This is a genomic window from Chitinophaga sp. 01L420, from assembly GCF_056399985.1.
On record NZ_JBFTSK010000015.1, the window covers coordinates 174,800 to 194,914 of the forward strand.

General features: G+C 45.3%; 16 protein-coding genes. 8 read left to right on the forward strand and 8 right to left on the reverse strand.

What is annotated here, in order from left to right; translation table 11 throughout:
* Nucleotides 1-27: 27 nt before the first annotated feature.
* Both AC1DP6_RS16760 and AC1DP6_RS16765 read right to left on the reverse strand, forming a co-directional pair.
* Entirely contained in the window at nucleotides 28-1,347 is a 1,320-nt protein-coding gene (locus AC1DP6_RS16760) for a RagB/SusD family nutrient uptake outer membrane protein (protein WP_477025946.1), read from the reverse strand.
* A 32-nt stretch (nucleotides 1,348-1,379) separates the two neighbouring features.
* The gene (locus AC1DP6_RS16765; RefSeq protein ID WP_477025945.1) at nucleotides 1,380-4,376 is read right to left on the reverse strand and encodes a SusC/RagA family TonB-linked outer membrane protein; all 2,997 of its coding nucleotides are present in this window, start codon (nucleotides 4,374-4,376) and stop codon (nucleotides 1,380-1,382) included.
* A 329-nt stretch (nucleotides 4,377-4,705) separates the two neighbouring features.
* Between AC1DP6_RS16765 and AC1DP6_RS16770 the strand changes: the two genes are divergently transcribed.
* Together AC1DP6_RS16770 and AC1DP6_RS16775 are read left to right on the forward strand one after the other, a co-directional pair.
* Nucleotides 4,706-5,527 carry a thymidylate synthase gene (locus tag AC1DP6_RS16770; RefSeq protein ID WP_477025944.1) on the forward strand — a complete coding sequence of 274 codons (822 nt, stop codon included), beginning with the start codon at nucleotides 4,706-4,708 and terminating at the stop codon, nucleotides 5,525-5,527.
* A 10-nt stretch (nucleotides 5,528-5,537) separates the two neighbouring features.
* The gene (locus AC1DP6_RS16775; RefSeq protein WP_477055856.1) at nucleotides 5,538-6,029 is read left to right on the forward strand and encodes a dihydrofolate reductase; all 492 of its coding nucleotides are present in this window, start codon (nucleotides 5,538-5,540) and stop codon (nucleotides 6,027-6,029) included.
* Between the two features lie 73 nt (nucleotides 6,030-6,102).
* Here the strand turns inward: AC1DP6_RS16775 and dnaG are convergent, their stop codons facing one another.
* On the reverse strand, nucleotides 6,103-8,070 hold the full coding sequence (gene dnaG, locus AC1DP6_RS16780) for a DNA primase (protein ID WP_477055857.1): 1,968 nt from the start codon (nucleotides 8,068-8,070) through the stop codon (nucleotides 6,103-6,105).
* 136 nt (nucleotides 8,071-8,206) lie between these two features.
* Here dnaG and AC1DP6_RS16785 point away from each other — a divergent pair, with 136 nt between their 5' ends.
* Together AC1DP6_RS16785 and AC1DP6_RS16790 are read left to right on the forward strand one after the other, a co-directional pair.
* Complete coding sequence (locus AC1DP6_RS16785; RefSeq protein ID WP_477055858.1) at nucleotides 8,207-9,775, forward strand: PKD domain-containing protein; 1,569 nt, start codon at nucleotides 8,207-8,209, stop codon at nucleotides 9,773-9,775.
* A gap of 118 nt (nucleotides 9,776-9,893) precedes the next feature.
* Entirely contained in the window at nucleotides 9,894-11,066 is a 1,173-nt protein-coding gene (locus AC1DP6_RS16790; protein WP_477055859.1) for an acetyl-CoA C-acyltransferase, read from the forward strand.
* A gap of 107 nt (nucleotides 11,067-11,173) precedes the next feature.
* On the opposite strand, the gene AC1DP6_RS16795 is transcribed toward AC1DP6_RS16790, so the two are convergent.
* Complete coding sequence (locus AC1DP6_RS16795; protein WP_477055860.1) at nucleotides 11,174-11,785, reverse strand: hypothetical protein; 612 nt, start codon at nucleotides 11,783-11,785, stop codon at nucleotides 11,174-11,176.
* Nucleotides 11,786-11,935: 150 nt separating this feature from the next.
* Here AC1DP6_RS16795 and AC1DP6_RS16800 point away from each other — a divergent pair, with 150 nt between their 5' ends.
* Complete coding sequence (locus tag AC1DP6_RS16800) at nucleotides 11,936-12,967, forward strand: pyruvate dehydrogenase complex E1 component subunit beta (protein WP_331969309.1); 1,032 nt, start codon at nucleotides 11,936-11,938, stop codon at nucleotides 12,965-12,967.
* A gap of 156 nt (nucleotides 12,968-13,123) precedes the next feature.
* On the opposite strand, the gene cysM is transcribed toward AC1DP6_RS16800, so the two are convergent.
* From cysM to AC1DP6_RS16815, 3 genes are all read right to left on the reverse strand, one after another.
* The gene (gene cysM / locus AC1DP6_RS16805; protein ID WP_477055861.1) at nucleotides 13,124-14,005 is read right to left on the reverse strand and encodes a cysteine synthase CysM; all 882 of its coding nucleotides are present in this window, start codon (nucleotides 14,003-14,005) and stop codon (nucleotides 13,124-13,126) included.
* 9 nt (nucleotides 14,006-14,014) lie between these two features.
* Entirely contained in the window at nucleotides 14,015-14,827 is an 813-nt protein-coding gene (locus AC1DP6_RS16810) for a serine O-acetyltransferase (RefSeq protein WP_477055862.1), read from the reverse strand.
* A gap of 495 nt (nucleotides 14,828-15,322) precedes the next feature.
* Nucleotides 15,323-15,880, reverse strand: a complete 558-nt coding sequence (locus AC1DP6_RS16815; RefSeq protein ID WP_477055863.1) for a GrpB family protein — start codon at nucleotides 15,878-15,880, stop codon at nucleotides 15,323-15,325.
* Between the two features lie 104 nt (nucleotides 15,881-15,984).
* Here AC1DP6_RS16815 and AC1DP6_RS16820 point away from each other — a divergent pair, with 104 nt between their 5' ends.
* Complete coding sequence (locus tag AC1DP6_RS16820; RefSeq protein ID WP_477055864.1) at nucleotides 15,985-17,169, forward strand: sigma-54-dependent transcriptional regulator; 1,185 nt, start codon at nucleotides 15,985-15,987, stop codon at nucleotides 17,167-17,169.
* A gap of 8 nt (nucleotides 17,170-17,177) precedes the next feature.
* A complete protein-coding gene (locus AC1DP6_RS16825; RefSeq protein WP_477055865.1) occupies nucleotides 17,178-17,825 on the forward strand; it encodes an alpha/beta fold hydrolase in 648 nt (215 codons plus the stop codon).
* Here AC1DP6_RS16825 and AC1DP6_RS16830 read toward each other — a convergent pair whose 3' ends face one another.
* Nucleotides 17,826-18,698, reverse strand: a complete 873-nt coding sequence (locus AC1DP6_RS16830) for a MerR family transcriptional regulator (protein WP_477055866.1) — start codon at nucleotides 18,696-18,698, stop codon at nucleotides 17,826-17,828.
* Nucleotides 18,699-18,875: 177 nt separating this feature from the next.
* On the opposite strand from AC1DP6_RS16830, the gene lepB reads away from it, so the two are divergent.
* On the forward strand, nucleotides 18,876-20,072 hold the full coding sequence (lepB, locus tag AC1DP6_RS16835; protein ID WP_477055867.1) for a signal peptidase I: 1,197 nt from the start codon (nucleotides 18,876-18,878) through the stop codon (nucleotides 20,070-20,072).
* Nucleotides 20,073-20,115: the final 43 nt, after the last annotated feature.

Consider the following 20,115-nt stretch of genomic DNA (forward strand, 5'->3'; position numbering starts at 1 on the left):
AGCTAAAAGCTAATGGCTAACCGCTCTCTAAATATTGCTCTCACTCTGAGGCAACGGATATTTCTCCCACACGTCATCATCTGGTCTGTCTTTAGGCAAGGTGCCCAACAGGTTATATCTTCTTACATCAATCCAGCGATGTCCTTCCATGAACAGGGAATAGCGCCTGTTATACAGCAGTTCTGTAATCAGTGCTGCCTGCGTGGATGGGCCGGGATAAGGAGCAAGATTATGGGCGGTACGGATCCTGTTGATAGCAACAATGGCATCAGGCAGGGCATTGAGTTGAATTTTTGCTTCTGCATAGATCAGTATCAGTTCTTCATTACGGATAATGCTGATAGGTGAATTAGGGGAAGCCCATATGATCACATCCCGGTTGCCGGTTAATCCACCCTGACTGGCAGAAGAAGTACGGGTAGCTGTTTTAAGATCCAGCCGGTCGTCYCCCGGAGCAAGATTAGTGGTGAAAGATGGATGCGATACCCTTATTTCTCCGTTACCATTAGGCGCAATGAACATGATATTTGCCAGGTCACCACCGTTGGTAGAAAAGCTGTGAGAGATGCCAATGTTCAGATTACCGTTCAGGTCGAAGAAAGATTCATTCAGCGCAGTTAACGCGGCTGCCCAGTTTTTACGGTAAATATGTACCCTTGCCGCAAGCGCACGGTTAAATTTGATTAAGCCGGCAGCATCTTTAAATCCGTTGAAACCAGCGGATAATGGGAAAATCACTTCAGAACCGGTGAGATCCGTTTTGCCTTCATCCAAAAATTTCAACACAGAATCCAGTACCTGGTCGGTATTGGTGATTACCGGTCCCAGGGTGCCACCACTGGCTACGGGTATACGGGCACCATTGGTATAGGTCAGGTTAATATTCAGTAATAGCTGGTAGCCAATCAGCGTTTTTGAATAACCCAGGAAGGCTTTCTTTTGTGCATCGGAAGCAATTTCTGTACGGGTATTCCTGATGGCATCCTGCAGGATAAAACACTGCCTGGCTACCTGGTAACGGGAAGCCCATGGATTGGTGAGATAAAAGGTATTGTTATCCAGCAGCTTGGTGCCACCACCTAATAAATCCGTGGTATACCGTGGTTCTGCAGTAGAGAAACGGTAAATTTCACGGCCTATAACGCCTACGCCATCCAGGTAAGCAGCAAGACTGTTGCGCATCCCGGATTCGGCGCCGGTTACCAGGTTAAACAAATCACTTCTGGACGGATCTTTTGAAATACCGTCTACAACTGGTGTATTGAGACTATTGATTTCTCCCTTCTGACATGCATTGATGAACAGTAGCGAGAAAACAACAGCGATCGTTGAGATATACTTTTTCATATAGAATGATTTTATTAGCAGAGAGAAAATGATCAGAAATCTATACCAACGTGAAAACTGGCTCTTTTAGATGCAGGAAAAGGCATCACATCTACACCAGTAGATAACCCAATACTGCCGCGGCTTTGCGAAGTAGTAATGGTGTTACTGCCGAAGTTGGAAACTTCCGGATCATAACCCACATATTTAGTCCAGGTAAAGAAGTTGTTGGCGGAAATGCCGAGACGTAAACCTCTGATTGTTTTGTTGTTTTTCAGCGGCACGTTGTAATATAAACCTATCTCACGAATACGCACATACGAAGCATCCTGTACATAAATAGATGCATCACCGGCGCCGGGACGGTAAAGCCCTGCCTTGGTGCCATTGCTCACTTCATCAAAGTCAGGGGAAGTAGCGCCAAGGTCAGTCAGCAGCTGGGTAAGATTAATGTTGTCGCCACCTTTTTTCCAGTGAATAAGGAACCGGAGGGAGAAGTTTTTGAACAGGGTCACTTCATTGAAGAAGCTCATCTGGAATTTAGGTTCTGAGTTGCCGATAAGTTTCAGTTTACCATCCACAGTACCTTTGATCTGCGTAGCCGGCTGTCCTTCTTCCAGGTAGAAAGTTCCCAGTGAGTTACCGAAAGCGCCAATGGCATATGGAGGAATGATCAGTTTGGTAACTTTACTGCGGTTAAACCAGAAGTTAATAGTACTGTTCCACCTGAATTGGGCGGTATTCACGGGAATGGTATTCAGTCCCAGTTCAATACCTTCGTTCTTTAGGTCACCACTGTTTTTCCACTCATTGGCATAACCGGTGGAGGCAGGCAATGCATGGCGCAGCAGTACGTCATAAATGTTTTTGTTATAGTAACTGGCTTCCAGGCTGATACGGCCATTCAGCACACTGATATCCAAACCCGTTTCAAATTCTGCCTGCCGTTCTGGTTTGATATCGGGATTTCCCTGCAGGTTGTCCACGAGTACACCAGGGAATCCGCCGATATTACTACCCAGCATAGCGGTAAATTTACTGCCATAGGGAGGCACGTTGCCAGACTGTCCATAAGCGGCACGGATCTTCAGGTTATCAATGCTGGAAATATTCCAGAATTTCATTTTGGTCAGGTTCCAGGAAAAGGATCCTTTAGGGAAGACATAGTACTTCTTGTAGTCACCATTGTTGGTAGACCTGTCAAAACGCACACCTGCACTTAATGTGATGGCATCCATAAGAGAAAGGTCCTCCTGTATGAAAATACCATTATCCCGGAATTTCTGCCGGAACTGGCGGGTATTGGTATTGGCACTGGCGTCCAGGTTACTTTGTCCGGATACCAGGTTAGTGGCATTGGTAACAATGTTATCCATGAAACCATTTTCCAGGGTAGCACCTACTGTACTGTTTAACGTGAGGTTAGGATTAGGTGTAAATGAATTGATGAAGAAGCCCGCAATATTGGTATTGGTGTTGTTGGTGTTGCCCTGTATAGAATGTCCCTGCAGGTTGTTTTCTTCAAATTGCAGGTTACGGGGGAACAGTGCAGCGGTTTTAAAGTTAAAATAATCGATACCACCGCGACCTATAAAGCGGGTAGTAGAACGATCACTCATCTGCAGTTTAATTTCCAGGTTACCCCCACCTACAAAGCGGTTGGTTTTTTCGTTGTTGGCCATCAGATCACGTGTTTCCAATGGGTTGGAAGAAGCAAACTGGTTGCGCGGATATTCTCCCAGTGCATTGGGATGCAGCTCCACAAAATCAGGTGTGGAAGACAATGCAACACCATAGGATACACCGTTGTTGTCGTTGTTGGTAAGCCCCCTGTCAGCAGAAGACCCTATATAATTGGTAGTAACGCCAAGGAATACACGATCATTTACTTTATGGTCTACATTCAGGCGAATGGAGTTGTTGAAATAACCGGTATTCTTCACAATACCATCTTCTTGCCTCCTGTTGCCGGAGAGATAGAAGGTGGTCTTTTCACTACCTCCGCTGAGAGAAACGCCGGTGTTCAATACCAGTCCGGTTTGCCCAAACATTTCTTTTTCATAGTCATAGATCTTGCCTGCATTTTTGGCGGTATTAAACTGTGCTTTATAAGCAGCCCGTTTTGCCTGCACAGCAGGATCCGGATTGCTGGCAGCACCAGCCAGATCGGCGGCTGCATCTTCTGTGAACGTGCGTACGCCCATCAGGTGCCTTACCTGGGTGAAACCTACTTCCTGGTTTACACTTACTTTCGTTTGACCGGTCTTCCCCTTTTTAGTGGTGATAATAATTACACCAGCTGCTGCTTTGGCGCCATACATGGCTGCCGCTGAAGCACCTTTCAGAATTTCAATATTTTCAATGTCTTCAGGGTTCAGATCCGCAATACGGCTGGAAGGGTTATCCTGGTTATTGGGATTGCCTGCGGTAGCGGCGCCGGTAACATCATTCAACCCGGCCGGGATACTGCTGTTATTGAAGAAAATACCGTCTACTACATACAGGGGCTGGGAGTTTCCGAATACGGAAGTAATACCTCTCATTTTTACGGAAATACCACCACCGGGAGCTCCGGAGTTGGCGGTGATCAATGCACCCGGTACTTTGCCACTAAGGGCTGCATCAAAGGTTTGGGCAGGCGCTACTCCATTTAATTCCTTGCCGGAAATAGTGGCTACCGCATTGGCAAGGTTACTTCGCTTTACATTGGTGGCCAAACCCGTTACCACAATTTCTTCCAGACGGGCAAAATCTTCTTCTATAGAAATATTCAATATCGTTTCTCCTGGTTTCAATGCCACCGTCTGACTCTTGTAGCCGGTGTAGCTCACCAGTAAACTGGTGGTTCCAGCTGGAATGGCCAGGGTGAACTTGCCATCGGGGTCTGTGATGGTGCCTTTGTTCATATTGGGTACCCGAACGGTGACCCCTGGAATAGGTTTGCCACTTACGGCATCCTTTATTTTTCCGGAAATACTTTGTTGCGCAAATAGTGCCAGGGTACTGCACAGGCATAGCAGTACCAGCAAGCTGGATTTTGGTAGAAGCATAGCTTGTTTGGTTTAGATAAATGGTGATGTGGTAAAAGAGGTTATTTTATCATATAGTTTGATAGTAATTTTGATGATTAAAGGACTAAAACTGTTCTTGATTTTGGTTGTATTATTTAAAACTATTTTCCTCTGTAATTACCCTACCGGAATGGCTAACACAGGTTTTTCAGTACATCTTCCGGGGGAGGGAGTTCTCATTAAGCCGATCTTGTTGTAATGTTGAATTATTATAGCAGATTACGAAATTTTACAGGTATTTCGGTTTTTTTTGTTTGATATAATTATGTTATATTTTTTCGATTGTAAACTTCGTAAATTGCGCCCTTATGGATCAGTATCTATCTTTATTACAACATATTATCAGGGAAGGCGCCGTTAAAACAGATCGTACTGGAACCGGTACTACCAGCTGCTTTGGCTACCAGATGCGCTTTAATTTACAGGAAGGATTTCCGGTGGTCACCACCAAAAAACTGCATCTTAAATCTATTATATACGAATTATTGTGGTTTCTGAAAGGCGACACCAACACCGGTTGGCTGAAAGAACATGGTGTCAGCATCTGGGATGAATGGGCTGATAAAAATGGCGATTTGGGACCTGTATACGGCAAGCAATGGCGTAGCTGGGAAACCCGTAGCGGAAAAGTAATCGACCAGATTACAGAGGCTGTAAACACCATTAAAAACAATCCGGACTCCCGCCGTATCATCGTGAACGCATGGAATGTAGGTGAACTGTCAGAAATGGCACTCAGCCCCTGTCATTGCCTGTTCCAGTTTTATGTCACCCCGGCAGATACAGCCAAAGGGGAAACCCGTGGAAAACTGAGCTGTCAGCTGTATCAACGCAGCGCCGATGTATTCCTGGGCGTACCTTTCAATATCGCTTCCTACGCACTGCTCACCATGATGATGGCACAGGTCTGCAACCTGGACGCCGGAGATTTTATACATACTTTCGGTGATGTACATCTTTATAGCAACCATATGGAACAGGCCAACCTGCAATTAAGCAGACAACCTTTCCCGCTCCCGGTGATGAAGATCAACCCGGAAGTAAAAGATATTTTTTCTTTTAAGTATGAAGATTTTGAACTGGTCAATTATCAGTTCCATCCAGCCATTAAAGCTCCGGTAGCTATATAACCTTCTTTATATGCGTATATCCATCATTGTAGCTGCCTCGGATAACAATGTTATTGGCATCAATAATATGCTGCCCTGGCGCTTACCAACGGATCTTAAATATTTTAAAGCCACTACATTGGGCAAACCCATTGTTATGGGACGCAAAACATTTGAATCCCTGGGCAAAGCCCTGCCAGGCAGACCAAATATTGTGATTACCCGGCAGCCGGATTATCGGCCGGAAGGCGCTTATGTAGTACGTTCTATTGAAGAGGGGATTGCCAAAGCAAAAACATTTGAAGGAGAGGAGCTGTTTATTACCGGCGGATCCCAGATCTTCGAACAGGCATGGCCGTTAATTGAACGTATTTATCTTACCCGCGTATACGCCGTTGTTCCCGGAGATGCGTTCTTCCCGCAGATAGATGGGGGAGAGTTCGAACTGGTCAGGGATGAGCGTCATGAAGCAGATGAAAAAAATCAATACGCATTTTCGTTCCAGGTATGGGAACGGATCTGAAAATAGTGATAACAGCATAAAAATAACCCACGGTATAGCACCGTGGGTTATTTTTTTATACTAACGTAAACGGTTATTTGAAAATAACGGTACCCATACCATTAGTGAGCTCTTTTTCCAGAGAGTTCAGGTGTTTCTGCATTTCCAGGCAATTCATGATCTGATCCATGTCCGTCGCCTTCTTCGCTTCTTCCTGGTTTTCGTAGATCAGCTTTTTGATCTTACGGAGAATAAGATAGTTGGTAGTAGAGATGGTATCTTTCAGATAAGCATTATCCCCATACACGGTATCTATTTCAAAACGGTCTTTCCAGTTCATGCTGAGGTCCGCCTCCTTATCTTCGAGGATATTGGCAATTTGTTTGGACAAAACCTGGTCCTCATGATACAGGAACCATTTCTTATCCTGCAGATTACCGGTATCATACAGCACTTTATATTCTCTTAAGATTCTTTTTACCACTTCGCTTTCTGCAAGTGCTTCAAAGTCATAGGGGAGATGGAAGACATAATCTGCCACCGTACTATTCTCTTCTTCACTAAATGGTTTATCACCGAAGCGGAGTAAGATTTTTACCAGCTCTTTCTCCTGCTTTTCGTGCCCGTTGATCAGCGATTCTACAGAAATGCCTGTCTCGGCAGCTTCCATAGCGGCAATGGCCTCTTCGCTGAGTCCATCGTCGTCGGGAGCGGGGTTATTACGGGCGTGGGCCTGCTCACGTTTGACAAGCCTGTCACGGATAAATTTATTGACCAGCTGAATCAGCCCTTGTTCATCAATATGTAATAACTGGCTGCATTGCCGGATATAATCCTGCTGCCGGGTAAAATCTTCTGCCTTATCAATTTTGGAAATGGTTTCGGCAATTTCATTTACCAGCTGCGATTTTTTATTGCTGTCGGTGCCTGCTTCCTGCATGCTCAGCTGCAGCTTAAACAGTACGAAGTCCTGCTTATTATCTTTGATGAATTCGCGGAACGCTTCTGCACCTATCTTCTGCACATAGCTATCCGGATCTTCTTTGTCCGGCAGCAATACCAGTTTCACGTTCAGGCCTTCTTCTATGGCCATATCCAGCCCACGAAGTGCAGCCTTCACACCAGCACTGTCCCCATCATAGAGGATAGTGAGGTTATTGGTATATTTCTTTATCAGCCGGAGCTGATCCTGCGTAAGCGAAGTACCACTGGACGCTACCACGTTTTCCACACCAGCCTGGTGCAGGGAAACCACATCTGTATATCCCTCTACCAGCAAACATTCATTGAGTTTATCAATGGCATGCCGTGCAAAATAGGTACCGTACAGTACCCTGCTTTTTACATAGATCTCGTTTTCGGGAGAGTTGATGTACTTAGGTGCCCGGTCTGATTTTACCAGGATACGTGCACCAAATCCCAGGATCTTACCGGATTGGTTGTGAATAGGGAAAATCACACGCCCGCGATAATTATCTGCCGGCTGATCATTACGGATGGCTACCAGCCCCGTTTTTTGCAGGTATTCCAGGTTATACCCCTTATCCAATGCTGATTTTGCAAAGGAGTCAAAGGTATTCATACAGTAGCCCAGCTGAAACTTTTTGATCGTTTCTTCCGTAAATCCGCGTTCTTCGAAGTAACTAAGGCCTACATTCTGCCCTTCTTCTTTGTTGAAAAGGACATCTGTAAAATACTCCCGGGCGTAGTTGTTGATGATAAACAAACTGTCCGCCATGAGCTGATGCTGTTTCAGCTCAGGACTTAMCTCTGTTTCTTCCAGCTCTACCTGGTAACGTTGTGCCAGCCACCGCAGCGCTTCTACATAGGAGTACTTTTCGTGCTCCATGATAAAGCTGATGGAATTGCCGCTGGCGCCGCAACCAAAGCATTTATAAATCTCTTTGCCAGGAGAAACGGTGAAAGACGGGGATTTTTCGTTGTGAAACGGGCACAAACCCAGGTAGTTGGCGCCCCTTTTTTTAAGTTTAACGAAGGAGCCCACTATTTCCACAATGTCTATGCGGCTGAGGATCTGTTGTATGGAGTTTTGAGATATCACGCAACTGCAAACATACGGGAAATTGACGAAGGCTGGAAAAGTGCAGGCAAAGGTATCATGTATGTTAATAAATTTAAATTAGTTGAAGGAATGCATAATTTTATGGCTCTTCAAGCAAAATGAAAACCCTTAACCCATGAATAAATATCTACTACTTTTTATTTTTAGTTTTTTGATTTTCAGTAGACAGGCAAAATCCCTTCCGCTAAATTTCACCACAAACCAAAGAGATTCTTTACCGGTAAAGGTATACCTGGGACCGGATACATCGCTATGCCCGGGATTTAGCCTCCGGCTGGCGCCCAGAGAAACAATTGCGGGAGCTACCTACTCGTGGTCTACCGGCGATACCACCTGGAACGTGTTGGTAACACAACCCGGTACTTACTGGCTTGCTGTTACCTATGGTAACAAGGTCAGTGCAGATACGATTGTAGTGACCAACAATTGTCGTCTGAAAGCCAATTTTACAGCGCAGCGGGTGAACAATGGACTGTTCACCATGAAGTTTACTGAATTTTACACCGGCCTGCGGAACTACATTGGCAAGCGTAAATGGAATTTTGGCGATGGCACCTCTTCTTCGGCTTACAATCCTGCACATACTTATGCACATCCAGGTGATTACCTGGTTACCTTATGGGTAGCAGATACCGTAGCCCATCAGGAGGACAGCATCTCACACATTATAACGATCAGGCCACCTGTTACCGTTAACCTGGGCCAGGACACTACCATTGCTCCAGGTACGGGGCTCGTATTGGACGGTGTATCTGCGGTTGGATTCTGGGACCACGATGTGACCTGGTTATGGTCTACCGGTGATACCAGCAGGAGTATAACGGTGACACAGCCCGGTACCTATTGGCTGAAAGCCACGATGTACGGACGCTCCGCCAGCGATACCATTGTGGTACGCCACCCACAGCAGCAACGGGCAGACTTCAGTTACAGCAGGGCTAATAACGGTCAGCTGACGATGAACTTTACAGCGGTTCCTGCACCAGGTACAGGTAACGCCACCTATTTATGGAATTTCGGAGATTACACCACTGGCACAGGCAGCAGCGTTTCGCACACTTATTCGCAGGCAGGCATTTACCAGGTATACATGCGGGTGAAGGATAGTTTACATGTGATTGATTCCGTCAGGAGACAGGTAGAGATCATCCCCTTTGTGAGCGTTAATCTCGGCCCCGATACCACCATTTTGCCGGGCCATTCGATCACCCTGGATGCGGTAACCGCAATCGGAGGCATCTGGAATCATGATATTACTTATTTGTGGTCTACCGGTGATACCTCCCGGACCATCACAATTAGTCAGCCTGGTACTTACAAATTAAAGGTAAGTATGTATGGACGTACGGTGAGCGATTCCATCCGGGTGTTGGCTTTTATGCAGGCGCGGCTGAGTAATAACTACACGTTGGTGAAGACGAGCCTGACGGACCTTGGGGTAACTGTTCGCAAACTGAATGTCTTCCCCAATCCATCTAATGGCGTTGTGTACCTTAAGCTGGAGAAAGTGCCGGCTACCTCTTTAGTGATAGAGGTATACAATAGCAGTGGCACATTGGTACGTACGGAAATAATGAAGGATCGGCAGATCAGACTGGACCTGAGTACACAACCTAAAGGTGTTTATTACATTCAGAACAAGGGAGCTGATAAAGAAAAAGCAACTCCCATCGTTATCCAGTAATATATAACCAGATGAAGCTAACGGCGCAGAAGATCCGGTCTTCTGCGCCATTATTGTTCACCTATCTTTCCTTATATTTGGTAGATTATCAATTAGCCAAATCAATCTTATTTATCAGATGAAAGAAGTATTTATAGTAGCTACCGCCCGCACACCAATAGGTTCATTCAATGGTGCATTGTCAGGCGTTCCGGCTATACAGCTCGGTGCTACCGTTATCAAAGCAGTATTGGAAAGAGCAGGTATTGCAGCAACAGAAGTGAATGAAGTGTATATGGGCAATGTACTCAGTGCCAACCTGGGTCAGGCCCCTGCCAACCAGGCCAGTCTGGCAGCGGGAGTTCCCAATAGTGTACCCTGTACTACTGTTAACAAAGTATGTGCCTCCGGCATGAAAGCAATTATGCTGGGCGCACAAAGCATTATGTTGGGTGATAACGAAGTAGTGGTGGCCGGCGGCATGGAAAACATGAGCGCAGCCCCTTATTACCTGGATAAAGCCCGTACAGGATATAAACTGGGACATGGAAACATTATAGACGGTATTATCCGTGATGGTCTCTGGGATCCTTACAAGGATTTCCATATGGGCAACGCAGCAGAACTGTGTGCTACAGAGTATCACATTACCCGGGAAGACCAGGACGCCTACGCTATTGAAAGCTACAAACGTTCAGCAGCTGCCTGGGAAAAAGGTTATTTTAAGGAAGAAGTAGTACCGGTGCAGGTACCTGGTAAACAGGTGGTAACGGTGGCAGAAGATGAGGACTATAAAAAAGTCATCTTTGAAAAAGTGCCTACCCTGAAACCAAGTTTTCAGAAAGATGGTACCATCACCGCCGCCAATGCTTCCAATATCAATGATGGTGCAGCAGCAGTAGTACTGGTAAGCGGTGAAAAGCTGAAAGCACTGGGATTGAAGCCATTGGCTAAAATCATCAGCTTTGCAGATGCTTCCCAGGCGCCGGAATGGTTTACAACTACGCCGKTAAAAGCCATCAACAATGCCCTGGCCAAAGCTGGCTTGCAAATAGGGGATATGGATTATGCGGAAGTAAATGAAGCGTTTTCCTGCGTGCCTATTGCCAATGCAAAAGACCTTGGTCTGCCGCTGGATAAAGTAAATGTATGGGGCGGTGCAGTAGCCCTGGGACATCCTATTGGTTGCAGCGGTGCACGTATCGTGGTAACCCTCAATTCCATCCTGCATCAGCAGAATGCCCGTTACGGCGTTGCAGGTATCTGCAATGGCGGTGGTGGAGCAAGTGCGATTATTATTGAAAAAGTATAGTTTTTTTAGCTATTAGCCATTAGCTTTTAGCTTTTAGCAAAATGCAGCGGAGAACATAAATATATGTTTATCTCCGCTGCATTTTGCTAAAAGCTAAAAGCTAATGGCTAATAGCTAATTGCAATCACCGTATCCCGGTTGTTCAACCTGATCCAAACACTATCCTGTCCGCGTTTCAACATCTTCAGGGAATGCAGGGTGGTCCTGGGCGTCACTACATCAGGTGTTATTTTCTCAAAGAATAAATATTTGTCTTCTACCAGGCTATATGCCGGGTAGGTGGATAAGATGCTGGTGGTTTTTGTTTGCAGGGCATAATCATCATCAATATTATAGCGCTGAAACTCACTGTCGGAGAGTAGGGTAATAGCTGCCACGAGGGTAATGGTACGCAGGGGAGGAATCAATAATCCGAGTAGCAGCACAAAAGGAAAACCAAAGAAGCATAGCAGGTAGGCATACCTGGCGTCATTGTCTGGTTTCGTTAAGCCATATAACAGCATGCCGGTTCCGGCGTAGAGGGTAAAGAAAATCCTTTCTGTCTGGGTGCCTTTAAAACCGTAATTATTCAGCATCAGGAGCAGACATAGTCCGGCAAAGCAACCAAAAACCAGGTGAAGATACCATAAAAGTACCTGGAGGACAGGAGAACGGGCCTTTTTGATTTTACAGGAAAGGGCAGCTAAAAAGCATAAGGTCAGGATAGTGATGGTAATCATGACAGCGGGAAATTGTTGGCAGGCTTCAATAATGTTATAAAATATAAATATATATAATTATTTTAATTAACCGCCAACAATGTGTATGTCAGGGGCATAATAATTATTAATCGGGCGTTTACTTTGCTTTTTCGCTAACAAACAATATTTTTGCCCTGCCTTTCGATAAAGGCAATTAAACTTTCAATTAAGAATAGCATGCGTCAGATAGCTTTCAGACAAGCCTTAAGAGAAGCCCTGCAGGAGGAATTTCGCCGTGATGAACGGGTATTCCTTATGGGGGAGGAAGTAGCCGAATACAATGGTGCTTATAAAGTGAGCCAGGGAATGCTGGATGAGTTTGGTCCAAAACGCGTAATTGACACGCCGATCGCAGAACTCGGATTTACTGCCATTGGCGTAGGTGCTGCTCAGAACGGCCTGCGTCCGGTTCTTGAATTCATGACCTGGAACTTCGCTGTACTGGCGTTGGATCAGATCCTCAATACCGCTTCCAAAATGCTCGCGATGAGTGGTGGACAAGTGGGCTGCCCGATCGTTTTCCGCGGACCTAACGGTTCTGCAGGACAGCTCGGCGCTCAGCACTCTACTGCTTTCGAAAGCTACTATGCCAATATCCCCGGGCTGAAAGTAATATCCGTTTCTAACCCTTATGATGCAAAAGGGTTGCTTAAAGCGGCTATCCGCGATGACGATCCGGTTGTTTTCATGGAAAGTGAGTTAATGTACGGCGATATGGGTGAAGTGCCTGAAGAAGAATACATCATCCCTATTGGTAAAGCAGATATTAAACGTGCAGGTAAAGATGTAACCATCGTTTCTTTCAACAAAATGATGAAAGTAGCACTGGGTGCAGCAGAAGAACTGGCAAAAGAAGGTATCGAAGCAGAAGTAATCGATTTGCGTACCATTCGTCCGCTGGATTGGTTCACCATCCTGGAATCTGTAAAGAAAACGAACCGCCTGGTAATCGTAGAAGAACAATGGCCTTTTGCAAGCATCTCTTCTGAAATCACTTACCGTATCCAGAAAGAAGGTTTCGACTACCTGGATGCACCTATCCGTCGTATTACTGCACAGGATGCTCCTATGCACTATGCGCCTAACCTGGTTAAACAGTACCTGCCTGATGTTGAGCGTACCGTGAAACTGGTGAAAGAAGTAATGTATATGAAGAAATAGTTGTTAGCTATTAGCAGTTAGCTTTTAGATAAGAGCGAAGATTATAAAGAGAAAGGAGCGAAGATCATCTTCGCTCCTTTCTCTTTTATAGTAATGATGGATAACTGCTGTAATTTAACCGGTAAAAACTAATAGCTGGCAGCTAAAAGCTAAAAGCTAAGCAAACAGATCACTCGATAAATACCTGTCCCCGCGATCGCAGATGATACTAACGATAATGCCACTACGCAGTTCCTGAGATACCCGTACTGCCGCTGCCACAGCGCCTCCGCTGCTCATACCACAGAAAACAGCTTCTTCTTTTGCCAGTCTTTTGGTCATGATCCTGGCTTCTTCTTCTGAAATATCCATGATGCGGTCTACTCTTGGTCTTTCAAATATTTTAGGAAGATATGCCTCCGGCCACTTGCGGATGCCAGGAATTTTGGAACCATCTGTAGGCTGGCAACCTACTATCTGTATCTCCGGATTTTGTTCCTTTAAATAACGCGATACGCCCATAATTGTACCGGTAGTACCCATAGCGCTCACGAAATGAGTGATGGCGCCTTCCGTATCCTTCCATATTTCAGGTCCGGTAGTCTTGTAGTGCATGCCGTAGTTGTCAGGATTGGCAAACTGGTTCAGCATAAAATAACCCCCCTGGGCCACCTTGTCGTTGGCATAATCTATAGAACCTTCCATCGATAACTCCTTTGGCGTAAGTGTTACTTTGGCGCCGTATACTTCCATAGTGAGTACACGCTCCCTGGTGGCATCTGACGGCATTACCAGTTCAATCTCCAGTCCAAACAGGCTGGAAATCATGGCCAATGCAATGCCGGTATTACCACTGGTAGCTTCAATCAGTTTCATACCCGGCTTAATATCGCCTCTGTCCAGCGCCCCTTTGATCATACCATAAGCAGCCCTGTCTTTCACACTGCCTGCGGGGTTGTTGCCTTCCAGCTTGGCAAATATTTTCACCGCCGGATTAACCGAAATATTTTTCAATTCTACCATCGGCGTATTACCGATGAGATCTATGATGGAAGCCATTGTATTGTATTAATCCTGATTTGTGTCTGAAAATTTATGTTCTGCTTTGTAATAGATTCTGGAAAATGGTTCTACACTTTTAATGAGCCACACATTACCACCAATTACACTGTGATGGCCAATTATAGTATCTCCGCCCAGTATAGTGGCGCCGGCATAGATCACTACATGTTCTTCAATAGTAGGATGCCTTTTGCTGCGCGCCATACTCTTTTCTATGCTCAGCGCTCCCAGGGTAACGCCCTGGTACAGCTTTACATGTGGTCCTATGACGGTTGTTTCCCCGATAACGATGCCAGTTCCATGATCTATACAACACCAGGGGGCAATTACTGCTCCCGGATGAATATCCACACCGGTACGGGAATGCGCCAGTTCTGTAATCATACGCGGTAACACCGGTATTTTCAGGTTGTACAGGGCATGCGCAATGCGATAAAAAGCAATGGCATAAAAACCCGGATAAGCCCGGATCACTTCATATATACAGGACGCAGCCGGGTCACCCTGGTAAATGGCGCCTGCATCTTTGGTCAGCTCATCATAAATTACCGGGACTTTACTCATAAAAGTCCCACTCAAAGCAGCCGTATCTGTGGGCAACTGATGCACCATAGATTGCAGTAACTGCTGTAACTGTGCTTCCAGCTGATGGCTGTATTGCTCCAGTACTACTGGATCGGCCATTACCTGACCCGTGTGCTCCGGAAAAAGCCAGTTGACCAGATTGCTGACGAAATCATCTACTGCACCGGTAGCCGGATAGGCATTCGCCGCTGCCAGTTGGTGCCGCCGCTTCAACTCTTCCAAAAAATCATTCATATGCGGATGGATATTACAGGTATTGGCACTTTATATATGATGAAATTACGCATAAATCCTGTAAAGGTAGTAGACTGTTTGCTGAATTTCAAGAGCTTTTAGCTTTTAGCCATTAGCTGTTAGCACAATGCAGCGAAGATGAGCAATAGCACTGTATTACACTAACAGTTATATCGCCATCTATCAATGTTAACCACTCAAATATCCTTACTCCCCCATTCGCTAAAGACTAAAAGCTAATGGCTAACAGCTATATCGCCATCTATCAACGTTAACCGCTCAAATACCCTTGCTCCCCCATTCGCTAAAGACTAAAAGCTAACAGCTAATGGCTAACAGCTATATCGCCATCTATCAACGTTAACCACTCAAATACCCTCGCTCCCCATTCGCTAAAGACTAAAAGCTAACAGCTAATGGCTAACAGCTATATCGCCATCTATCAGTGTTAACCGCTCAAATACCCTCGCTCCCCCATTCGCTAAAGACTAACAGCTAAAAGCTAACAGCTAACAGCTTCCTCCACTCATAGGCCCCTTCCATGATCAGATCAAACACCGGATCCTTGATATCGTAATACGCATCTGCGTTATGCGGAAAATATTTAGAGAGTTGTTGTTTCACCACCGCATAGGCCTGGGCAGCATGTGGGTGCGTACGCAGATAATCCCGGCACAGCAATGCATACTGCTGATTAAACCGGCCCGCTACCCGCACATGCAGATTGATTCTCCTGTTATTTCTGAAATAATAATCTTTTTGTAGTTCTATGTCTGCCAGATCATCCCTGCCGGGGGGCCGGTGATCTGTCAGGTGTGCTTTTCTAGTATATCCCAGCTGTTCCAGTTCCGGCTGCAATGGTAAGTCCAGGGAGGCTACGGTTACCTGTACGTCAATCACATCTTTCGCCGGTAAACCCGGCACACTGGTAGAACCAATATGATCAATGGCCAGCGCATATTCCCCCAGTGCATTTTTGAGCTGCAGGGCGATCTCCCGGTACTCTTCCGGCCAAAGGGAATTATAGGACACGATCTCAATTGTTTCCGACATGTTAAATGATATTAGATATACTGCAATTTTAACTGATTAATCTTTATTTTTGCCCGTTGTATAAATGGCAGCTAATTGCTGGTAATACAAAATCAAACTCGATTATGGCTAACATTCTAATAATAGACGACGAAAAAAGTATTCGTAAAACGCTCACGGAAATTTTAAGTTATGAAGGGTATAAGGTAGATGAGGCCGCAGACGGCATGGAAGGATTTAAAATGTTCCAGGCAAAGCCATATGATGCCGTTTTGTGCGACATCAAAATGCCTAAAATGGATGGACTGGAATTTCTCGAGAAAGCACGGGAAGTGAACGGTGACATTCCTATTATCATGGTGTCTGGTCACGGCAACATTGATACTGCCGTAGATGCCGTGAAAAAAGGTGCCTACGACTATATTTCCAAACCACCGGATCTGAATCGCCTGCTCATTACCCTGCGTAATGCCATGGATAAAACCAACCTGGTCACCGAAACCAAAACCCTGCGCCGCAAGGTAAATAAGGTGCCGGAAATGATAGGCCAGTCAAGCCCGCTGCTGAAGATCAGGGAAACCATAGAAAAGGTAGCCCCTACAGATGCCCGGGTATTGGTGACCGGCGAAAACGGGGTAGGTAAGGAGCTGGTAGCCCGTTGGTTGCATGAACGCAGCAACCGCGCCGCCGGCCCTATGGTAGAAGTAAACTGCGCTGCTATCCCAAGTGAATTGATAGAAAGTGAATTGTTTGGTCACGAAAAGGGTTCCTTTACTTCCGCGGTAAAACAACGCATCGGTAAATTTGAACAGGCCAGCGGTGGTACCCTTTTCCTCGATGAAATAGGGGATATGAGTCTCAGTGCTCAGGCAAAAGTACTACGCGCTTTACAGGAAGGGAAGATCACCCGCGTAGGTGGTGATAAAGAAATCAGTGTGGATGTTCGTGTAGTGGCAGCAACCAATAAAGACCTGCTGCAGGAAGTGGAAGGCAAAAATTTCCGCCTGGATTTGTATCACCGTTTAAGTGTGATCCTGATTCATGTACCTTCCCTGAACGATCGCAGAGATGATATTCCTTTACTGGTAGATAGTTTCCTGGACAGCGTTTGCAGTGAATATGGTATTTCCCGTAAAGCAATAGATAAAGAAGCGATGAAAGCCCTGCAAAATCACAACTGGACAGGTAATATCCGCGAACTCCGAAACGTGGTGGAAAGGTTGATCATCTTATCCGGTAAAACCATTACTGTAGATGATGTGGATGATTTTGTAGTACCTGCCCGCGATAAGAAAAAAGTAAGTTCTTAATCAGCTATATGCAAAAACACCTGTATCTGATCAGTGGACTTGGGGCGGATGAACGCATTTTTAATAACCTGCGTTTCCCCACCAACTACCAGGTGCATCACCTGCAGTGGATCGCTCCCCTGCAGGATGAGCCCATCAGCCGATATGCCGCCCGTATGGCAGAAGGTATTACGGCTGATGGGCCTGTTTCCCTGATGGGTGTATCCTTTGGTGGTATGATGAGCCTGGAAATAGCCCGGCATATCCCCGTAGAAAAGAATATCCTGCTTTCCAGCATTAAACTCAGCTCGGAAAAACCACCTTATTACAACTGGGTAAAACGACTCGGCCTGCATAAACTCCCCGATCAGATTCTTTACCAGCGCAGGAATGTCATCGTTAGAAAATTTCTCAATATAGAAACCGAAGCAGAGCGGACACTGGTAAATGAATATCTCGCGAAGCGGGATTATACCTATATGCGGTGGGCTGTAAATGCTATCCTGCATTGGGAAAATGAAGAAGTACCCGAAGGACTGGTCCATATTCATGGTGCCAAAGACCTGCCTTTCCCCGTTAAATACCTGAAACCGACCCACCTGATCCCCGATGGCGGCCACTTTATGGTGCTGAACCGCGCCCGTGAAATCAATGAGATATTAGCAGGTGTACTATAACTAATTACTAAAAGACAACAACTTTTCCAGGCTTTCCGCTATTAGTACATTCGCCGGCAATGGGCGTGTCAGCAACTTCGTCTGCGGACCAGCCACCAACAACTTTATATCCGGATATTGCAGACTGAGTTTTGTTGTCAGCTCAGTGATGGTGAAGGAAGAGAGATTGGTGAGTAAATGGGTATAAATATGGGTTACTTTCTTTGCAGCCAGGAACGCATGCAAATCGTCCAGCGGCACATTGGCGCCGAAGCTGGTCACCAGCTTACCTTGTTTTTTCAGCAGGTATTGTGCATATAACAGCGGAATCTCATGAAATTCCCCTTCCGGTAAAAACAACAGGAAATGCTCTGTAGCAGCAGGATTCATGGGCTGCCCGTCAATCGCTGTCATTATTTTGGTGCGGATAATGTTGGAGGAAAAATGTTCCTGCGCGGGTATTACATTCCCTGTTAACCATAATACGCCTATCCTTTCAAGAAAAGGATACACAACCTGTGTAATGCATTTTTCAAAGCCCAGGTGTAATACCTGGTTATAAAAAATGCGCTCAAACTGTTGATGGTCATAGTCGAGGGCGGCAGCAATCAGGTCATTTACGGGTAACAGGGTGGATTTCCCTTCCATCGCAATTTCCAGTGACAATTTGTTTTGTTCCGTTGCCGACAAAGCAGCTATGCGCGAGATCTTTATCCCGTGATGGTATAAATAGGCTATGCGCAATAACGTTTTCAGATCATCGCTATCATATGTTCTATGATTAGTGTCCTTTCTCCTGGCCTGAAAAAGCGGATAACGTTGTTCCCAGATCCTTATCGTGTGTGCCTTTATACCGGTAAAGTTTTCAATATCCTTAATGGTAAATGTATTCAACGCAGGTATAGTAAAAAGTCAAATTTAGGCAATTCATTTGTCGTGGCACCATATGGGCGAAAATTATAATAAACTATCTTTTAATCTATTTTTAAGAAAACTTTTGTAAAGTAATAGCTACTGGCTAACAACAGAATATTATATTTGCCTTTTTAAGCATCTAATAAGCGTAACTGAATGAACCTGGCATTTTGGAAAAAAAACAAAGACAGTCAGCCAAAGAAAAAGAAATCTGCGGTTAGAGAATGGTTAGACGCTGGTATCTTCGCTATCATAGCAGYCACGCTTATCCGCACCTTTATTTTTGAGGCCTATACGATCCCGACCCCCTCTATGGAAAAGACCTTACTTGTGAACGATTTTCTGTTTGTAAGTAAGATCAGTTACGGTCCACGTATCCCCATGACCCCCCTGGCAGTGCCTTTTGTGCACCATACACTGCCCTTCACTAAATCTGCCAAAGCTTATTCTGAAGCGGTAAAATGGAAGTACAGACGCTTACCCGGCTTTTCCGACATTAAACGCTATGATGTAGTGGTATTTAACTTCCCGGAAGGTGATACTGTGGCCATAGATTCACCCGATCCCAGTTATTATAACATGGTAAGGGCAAATGGCTGGCAGGCAGTACAGAACTCATTTCAGATTATTCAACGCCCGGTAGATAAGCGCGAGAATTATATTAAGCGTTGCATGGCACAAGCCGGCGATACCTTACAGATCATTCATAGCGCTGTATATATCAATGGTAAGGCAGCACCTGTTCCTGCTGGTAGTCAGCATAAATACATTGTAGAAACCACCGGTGATCAGCTGAATTCCAGCAGGCTGGAAGAATTGGGCATTGCTACCACACCGCCGGACTTCTACCAGATTGATGGCAACAAATTTCTGTATAACCTCACACCGGCAAACGTTACTGCGCTAAAACAATTTCCGATTGTTAAAAGTGTGACGATCTACGAGGAATCTAATTTTGCAGACTTTAATTACAACAGCGTTTTCCCGCATGATACCGCGCATTTCAAATGGACAGATGAAAACTTCGGTCCTATGTATGTGCCTAAAAAAGGAGCTACCGTTAAACTGGAAGAAAGCAATATTGCCTTATACGACCGTATTATACGTGTATACGAAGGCAATACACTGGAAAGAAAAGATGGTAAATTCATTATCAATGGTCAAGCTGCTGATTCCTATACTTTCAAAATGAATTATTACTGGATGATGGGTGATAACCGGAATAACTCCCTGGATTCCCGCTTCTGGGGCTTTGTACCGGAAGATCACGTAGTCGGTAAGGCATGGTTGATCTGGATGAGTTACGGAGAAGGTGGTATCCGCTGGAGCCGTATCTTCAGAAATATTAAGTAAGTAATTGTACCTAAATATAATTTAAAGTAAATTACGGACCGGC

Coding starts and splice junctions, on each gene's coding strand:
- AC1DP6_RS16775 (WP_477055856.1), top strand. CDS start 5,538: ATGCGTATATCCATCATTGTAGCTGCCTCGGATAACAATGTTATTGGC.
- AC1DP6_RS16815 (WP_477055863.1), bottom strand. CDS start 15,880: ATGTCGGAAACAATTGAGATCGTGTCCTATAATTCCCTTTGGCCGGAA.
- AC1DP6_RS16785 (WP_477055858.1), top strand. CDS start 8,207: ATGAATAAATATCTACTACTTTTTATTTTTAGTTTTTTGATTTTCAGT.
- AC1DP6_RS16825 (WP_477055865.1), top strand. CDS start 17,178: ATGCAAAAACACCTGTATCTGATCAGTGGACTTGGGGCGGATGAACGC.
- cysM (WP_477055861.1), bottom strand. CDS start 14,005: ATGGCTTCCATCATAGATCTCATCGGTAATACGCCGATGGTAGAATTG.
- AC1DP6_RS16765 (WP_477025945.1), bottom strand. CDS start 4,376: ATGCTTCTACCAAAATCCAGCTTGCTGGTACTGCTATGCCTGTGCAGT.
- AC1DP6_RS16810 (WP_477055862.1), bottom strand. CDS start 14,827: ATGAATGATTTTTTGGAAGAGTTGAAGCGGCGGCACCAACTGGCAGCG.
- AC1DP6_RS16795 (WP_477055860.1), bottom strand. CDS start 11,785: ATGATTACCATCACTATCCTGACCTTATGCTTTTTAGCTGCCCTTTCC.
- AC1DP6_RS16770 (WP_477025944.1), top strand. CDS start 4,706: ATGGATCAGTATCTATCTTTATTACAACATATTATCAGGGAAGGCGCC.
- AC1DP6_RS16820 (WP_477055864.1), top strand. CDS start 15,985: ATGGCTAACATTCTAATAATAGACGACGAAAAAAGTATTCGTAAAACG.